This window comes from Kitasatospora sp. NPDC056531 (assembly GCF_042794375.1).
Classification (GTDB): domain Bacteria; phylum Actinomycetota; class Actinomycetes; order Streptomycetales; family Streptomycetaceae; genus Kitasatospora.
Genome location: NZ_JBHTTU010000190.1, coordinates 1 through 5,940, shown reverse-complemented (window position 1 = coordinate 5,940; position 5,940 = coordinate 1). Strand labels below are relative to the sequence as shown.

The window sequence follows — 5,940 nt, the reverse complement described above, 5'->3', positions numbered from 1 at the left end:
CAGCGCGCCGGGTGGCCGCCCGGGGTGTGGCCGGCGTTGCCCGGGGTGTGGCCGAAGGTGCGGCGGAAGACGTCGATGAAGGCGCTGGCCGAGGCCCACCCGCAGCGGTGCGCTACGGCGGTGACCGGCACGCCCTCGGCGAGAAGTACCAGGGCGTGGTGCAGTCGCAGCTGGGTGCGCCACTGGGGGAAGGTCATCCCGAGGTCGGCGCGGAAGAGCCGGGAGAGGGTGCGGTCGCTGGCGCCGACGGCGCGGCCGAGTTCGGCGAGGGTGCGGTGGTCGGCCGGGTCGGCGTGCAGCAGCTCGCACAGCGACCGGAGCAGAGGCGTGCTCGGGGTGGGCAGGTGCAGCGGCTGTCGGGGTGAGGCGCGCAGCTGGTCGAGCAGGACGGCGCGCAGCCGGGCGCGTTCGGGGCCGTCGTCCTCGGGGGGACGGGTGTAGGCGATGATCAGCTCGCGCAGCAGCGGGCCGACGGCGAGGACGGTGGGCCGGTCGAGGGCCAGCGGGTTGTCGGTGGCGGGCAGGCCGACGAGGTGGAGTTCGAGCTCGCCGTGCGCCTGGTGGGCGTGGATGGTGCCGGCCGGGATCCAGAGCGCGCGGTTGCCGGGGGCGACCCAGGAGCCGGCGTCGGTGGTGATCGCGACCACGCCCCGGGCGGCGTAGGCGATCTGGTGGTCGTCGTGGCGGTGGGCGTCGATCCCGGTGCCGGAGGGCAGCAGCTGGGCGCGGGTCGGGGCGACGGGATCGTGGCGGATCTTCGACATTGACTGGCAGATTATCGGAAGTCCGACAGGATGTGCTGGCCCGAGCATGTCCGGATGACGAAACGGCTGTCGCAGAATACGTCGATCGCACTGCTGTCCGTCGGACACTCCTGCGTGGACGTCTACCAGGGTGCGGTGGCCGCCCTGGTGCCCTTCCTGGTGGCCGAGCGCGGCTACGGCTACGCCGCCGTGTCGGGCGTGGTGCTGGCCGCCTCGCTGCTGTCCTCGGTGGCGCAGCCGCTGTTCGGGGCGCTCACCGACCGGTGGCCGCTGCCCTGGCTGCTGCCGGTCAGCACACTGCTGGGCGGCGCGGGCATCGCGCTCAGCGGCGTGGGCGGCTCCTACGGGCCGACGCTCGCCTGCGTGGCGCTGTCCGGCGTCGGGGTGGCCGCCTACCCCCCAGAATCGGCGCAGGTGGCCCGCTCGGTCGCGCAGGGCGCCGGGGCCGGCCACCGGGGGATGGCCTGGTTCTCGCTGGGCGGCAACCTGGGCTTCGCGGCGGCCCCGCTGCTGGTCGCCGTGGTGGTCGGGACCGGCGGGCTGCGGCTGACCCCGCTGCTCCTGCTGCCGGCCCTGGCGGGCGCCGCGCTGTGCCCGCCGGTGCTGCGCGAGCTGGCGCGGCGGCGCGCCGCCGGGGAGGGCGCGGTGCGGAAGGCGGGCCGGGACGACCGGGCCTCCTTCGTGAAGCTGTCGCTGGCCGTGGTGTGCCGCTCGATCGCCTTCGTCGGCCTGAGCACCTTCCTGTCCCTGTTCGCCACCCAGCGCCTCGGCGGCGGGACGGCGGCCGGCACCGCGGCGCTGGTGGTGCTGTACGCGGGCGGCGCGGTGGGTTCGGTGCTGGGCGGGGCGCTGGCGGACCGGTGGGGCCGGGTCGCGGTGGCGCGCTGGTCGTACCTGGTCGCGGCGGTGGCGGTGGCCGGGGTGCTGCTGGTGCCGGGCCCGGCGCTGTACCTGTTCGTGGCGCTGACCTCAGCGGGCCTGTACGTGCCGTTCTCGCTGCAGGTCACGCTCGGGCAGGACTACCTGCCCAGCCGGATCGGCACCGCGAGCGGGATCACCCTCGGGCTGACGGTCAGCATCGGCGGCCTGGCCAGCCCGCTGATCGGAGCCCTCGCGGACGCGACCTCCCTGCGGACGGCGCTGCTACCGCTGGTGGTGATGCCGGTGCTGAGCTGGGCGCTGTTCCGCAGCCTGCCGGAGCCTGCGGTGCCGGAGACGGAAGCGGCGACTGCCCGCACCCCGGACACACCGCCGGAGCGTCATCCCTGGTCCGGGCCGTGATCCGCAGCAGATCCCCACTGGTCTCCACTTGCTCGACCTGCACCGCGGCCGGCTGCGGCAGCAGGTCCCCCACCGTGACAACACACACAGCCAGCCTGCCACCGCCAACAAGCCGACACCACACGCCGGTTGAAGCGATCACCGACTACGAGAATCTTGTAAGAGCCGTTCACTGGACACGCCCTCGATCCGGGTTCGATCTTCTTCGTGAGGCATGAGATTGTCTGGTTGTGTCAGAGATGGTGAGTGGGTGGAGGCGGCCTTGGCCGAGGCTTCGTCTCCTTCGAGGTCGCAACGGGTTCGCGCCGGGAGTGACCTTGCTTCCTGCGCCGATGTTCCTGAGGCTGCGTAAGCGTTGATGGGTCTGCTGCTGGACGTCGAGGACACGGCGGGGACGGTGGCCGCCGTGAGGCTCGTCGCTCCCGCGGTTGCCGGGGCCGACGACGGCCAGGCGCGGCAATCGGTCTACGGATCTCCCGCCCGGCTGCCTGGGCCCACCCCCAGGGTCGGCCGGCTACGGCCTGCTGCAGCTCCAGCAGGTGGAAGGCCGGCTGCTGGTCGGCCACGGCGGCTCGATGCCCGGCTTTCTCGTCTCGCTCTTGTTCAGCTCGCAGGACGATGTGGTGGCCGTCACGCTCGCCAACACCACGGCCGGCCTCAACCTCGGCCGGCTGGCCCGCGACCTGATCGCGATCACCGCCGAGCATGAGCCGCGGGATCCCCGAGCCCTGGTGGCCCTTCGCCGACGCCGACCAGGAACTGCTGGCGCAGACCGGCCCCTGGTACTGGGGCGCCAGCGCGGTCGCGCTGCACCTGCGAGCCGGCCGTGTGCTGGAGCTCACAGCGCTGGGCGGTGCGGCCCGTACCTCACGGTTCCGGCCCGAGCCGGACGGGACCTGGACCGGGCTGGACGGCTACTGCGCGGGCGAGCCGCTGCGTGTGGTGCGCCGGGCCGACGGCGCGGTCGACCACCTGGACCGGGCCGGCTTCGTCCACACCCGCACCCCGTACGATCCGGCAGCCGAGGTGCCGGACGGCGTCGGCGCGCAGGGCTGGCGGGCGGGCTGACCACTGGTCAGGTCGACGCGCCAAAGGGCGGGCGCGCCGGCCCGGACCTGCGACCCGCACGGCGCGCCATCGGGCGGTGGCCGCCGCACTGGGTGCGGCGGCCCGCGCTGACACGCACTCATAGGGGCGTTGCCGAATCGTTATCAAGCGCTATTGCGGATCATTCGGACAATCCGGCCGGACCGTGACCCAGCTCACGAGGGCTTGTGCTATTGGCTCCGTGCCGTTTACGGTCCTTCTCGTTCGTCTCCGTACGAAACGAACCCCGCTCTCCGGAACGCCGAATCCTGCCGCCGGATCGGGCGGGCACGTGCATCCATGAAGCACCGCGGCAGGAGCGGGGGACCCACAGGTAAGTCGCCTCATCCGGACTGGTTCCGGCGGGGCTAGGGGTGAAGCCGCGTCTCTGTGCGGCCGGGCAACTCCAGCCCGAACCCGACAGCTCACCTCGCAGGCGTGTGAGAGGAATCGCTCTTCATGCTGCCCGTCAACGCTCGCCCCAGCCTGTTCGCTGTCGGTTCCGTCAAGCGCATCGTCGCGGCCGCCGTGGTCGTCGGCGTCGGCGCCGGCATCCCGGTGGTCGCCGCCACCGCCGCGAACGCCGCCCCCGTCAAGTCCGCCCCGGTCAAGTCCGCCCCGGTGCACTCGGCCCCGGCCGCCGCCCCGCAGGCGCCCGCCGGCTACACCGTCCAGAGCGGTGACTCCCTCACCAAGATCGCCACCGCGCACCACGTGCAGGGTGGCTGGCAGAAGCTCTACGACCTCAACAAGTCCGTGCTGACCAAGGGCCCGGGCAAGATCTACCCTGGCCAGCACCTGACCCTGGGCGGGGCCGCCCCGGCGCCTGCCGCGGCTCCGGCCAAGCCGGCCGCCGCCAGCCCGCTGGCCGCGACCCCGGCCGCTCCGGTCGCCAACACCCCGGCCGCGCTGCAGGCGCTCGCGGCCTCGATCGTCCCGGCGAACCAACTGGCCTCGTTCGACCAGATCATCAGCCACGAGAGCGGCTGGAACATCCACGCCACGAACCCGAGCTCGGGTGCCTACGGCCTGCCGCAGGCGCTGCCCGGCAACAAGATGGCCTCGGCCGGTTCCGACTGGCAGAACAACCCCGCCACCCAGCTCAAGTGGGCCCTGCAGTACATGAACACCGTCTACGGCAGCCCGAACGCCGCCTGGGCGTTCTGGCAGGTGCACAACGCGTACTGATCGGACCTGATCGGCCTCTTCGAACCGATGGGTCCGAGCGAGTACCGCCCGTCGGCCGGATGTACGGCGGCTGACGGGCTGCCGAGCGGCCACCTGACCGGCCCGGTTCACGTCGCGGTGCGTGAGCCGGGCCGTCGGCGTACCCGGGGTCCGGACGGGACCGCGGCGCGGTCTGACCCCTCCACGCGGTGCGCCCGGCGGGAGGGCGGGTGCACCGAGCGGGCTTGGCAGGCGAGTCGGTGTGGTTCCTGGCGGGATGCATCCCGGGTCCCGCGACCCGACGGGGCGCCCGGAGAACGCGCGTCGCCGGTGCGAAGGCCGAGCGTCAGGAGCTTGCCGTCGGTGGCCGCACGGGGGGGCGACCAAGGGGTCGCCTCCGTCGGCGGGCCCCGCTTCTCAGGCCTTGGCGGTGAGCCAGGCGCCGAGGCCGCCGCAGCCGCGGGCGTCGTAGGTGGTGCTGCGGTAGCCGGCCGGGATGGGCGAGTACGGGCAGGTCCAGATGCCGTTGCGGACCAGCTCGTGGAACCAGGCGCCGACGCCGCTGCAGCCTCGGGAGTCGTAGTTCGTCAGCACGTAGCCGGAGACGATCGGCGAGCCGGAGCAGGTCCACAGGCGGTTCTGGGCGGGCTGCTGGAACCATGCGCCGTGGTTGTTGCAGCCGCCGGGGTTGTACATGGTGATGACGTAGCCGTTCGGGACGGGTGCCCCGGAGCAGCTCCAGCCGCCGGCCGCCGAGGCGGTGCCGGCCGTCGTGCCGGCGAGGGCGGCCGCGAGCACGGCGACCGTCGCGGCCGCCCTTCCGGCGCGGGTCATCAGCTGGCGGAGGATCGTGGTCACGGCGACATCGTTCCGATCGGTCGTCTCCCCGCCGTCGGAGCGGCACGGGAGGGCGTAACAACGGGACGCGCCGCACCTTAGCGGCGGTGATCAGTTCCCCGATAGATCTGGATCGAACGATCGCCATATCTGACCGGAAACGGTCCGTCAAACCTCGTGGACCGGAACACCCGGGGCGCGATCTCCGGCGCGACGGTGTCCGCCGTCGGCGGCTGGCGGTTGCCCCGCGAGGCAAATTTGAACGTGTTCAATTAGCGCGCTAGGCTCGAAGCCGAAGATGGGAGATGAGGGGGAACTCATGAAGATCGTCATTCCCGGCGGCTCCGGCGCGCTCGGGAGCCTGCTCGACCGCAGCCTGACGGCCGCCGGACACCAGGTCGTCGTCCTCAGCCGCAGACCCGCCGGGCCCAGCCAGGTCGGGTGGGACGGGCGGAGCGTCGGGTCCTGGGCGGCGGAGGTGGACGGCAGCGACGTGGTGGTCAACCTGGCCGGGCGTAGCGTCAACTGCCGCTACACGGAGCAGAACCGGCGGGCCATGATGGACTCCCGGGTGCTTTCCACCCGGGCCGTCGGCCAGGCGATCGCCGCGGCCCGCCGCCCGCCCGCCGTCTGGCTGCAGATGAGCACCGCCACCGTGTACGCCCACCGCTACGACGCGCCCAACGACGAGCTCAGCGGCCGGATCGGCGGCGGAGAGCCCGGCGCCCCGGCCTCCTGGGGGTACAGCATCGACATCGCCCGGGCCTGGGAGGCCACCCAGGCGGAGGCCGACACCCCGCACACC

General features: G+C 73.0%; 7 protein-coding genes and 1 riboswitch. Of the genes, 4 read left to right on the top strand and 3 right to left on the bottom strand.

All coding sequences use genetic code 11. From position 1 onward, the window contains the following. A partial coding sequence (locus ACFQ87_RS43835) for an AraC family transcriptional regulator (protein WP_380616637.1) occupies positions 1–764 on the bottom strand: 764 nt, incomplete at its 3' end. A 66-nt stretch (positions 765–830) separates the two neighbouring features. Here ACFQ87_RS43835 and ACFQ87_RS43830 point away from each other — a divergent pair. Beyond that, positions 831–2,045 (top strand): MFS transporter, encoded by a 1,215-nt coding sequence (locus tag ACFQ87_RS43830; RefSeq protein ID WP_380616638.1) that lies wholly within the window; start codon positions 831–833, stop codon positions 2,043–2,045. 705 nt (positions 2,046–2,750) lie between these two features. Next, positions 2,751–3,113 (top strand): hypothetical protein, encoded by a 363-nt coding sequence (locus tag ACFQ87_RS43825; RefSeq protein ID WP_380616636.1) that lies wholly within the window; start codon positions 2,751–2,753, stop codon positions 3,111–3,113. A gap of 268 nt (positions 3,114–3,381) precedes the next feature. Next, a riboswitch (cyclic di-AMP (ydaO/yuaA leader) is annotated at positions 3,382–3,583 on the top strand. Here ACFQ87_RS43825 and ACFQ87_RS43820 read toward each other — a convergent pair. Next, a complete protein-coding gene (locus ACFQ87_RS43820; RefSeq protein ID WP_380616634.1) occupies positions 3,557–3,742 on the bottom strand; it encodes a hypothetical protein in 186 nt (61 codons plus the stop codon). It overlaps the preceding riboswitch by 27 nt. On the opposite strand from ACFQ87_RS43820, the gene ACFQ87_RS43815 reads away from it, so the two are divergent. Further along, positions 3,660–4,319, top strand: coding sequence for a LysM peptidoglycan-binding domain-containing protein (locus ACFQ87_RS43815; protein WP_380616633.1), 660 nt, complete (start codon positions 3,660–3,662; stop codon positions 4,317–4,319). The two genes, ACFQ87_RS43820 and ACFQ87_RS43815, sit on opposite strands and share 83 nt — an antisense overlap. Positions 4,320–4,715: 396 nt before the next feature. Here the strand turns inward: ACFQ87_RS43815 and ACFQ87_RS43810 are convergent, their stop codons facing one another. Further along, the gene (locus ACFQ87_RS43810) at positions 4,716–5,156 is read right to left on the bottom strand and encodes a hypothetical protein (RefSeq protein ID WP_380616631.1); all 441 of its coding nucleotides are present in this window, start codon (positions 5,154–5,156) and stop codon (positions 4,716–4,718) included. A 298-nt stretch (positions 5,157–5,454) separates the two neighbouring features. Here ACFQ87_RS43810 and ACFQ87_RS43805 point away from each other — a divergent pair. Then, positions 5,455–5,940 (top strand): NAD-dependent epimerase/dehydratase family protein (locus tag ACFQ87_RS43805; RefSeq protein ID WP_380616630.1); only part of this gene is annotated, 486 nt, incomplete at its 3' end.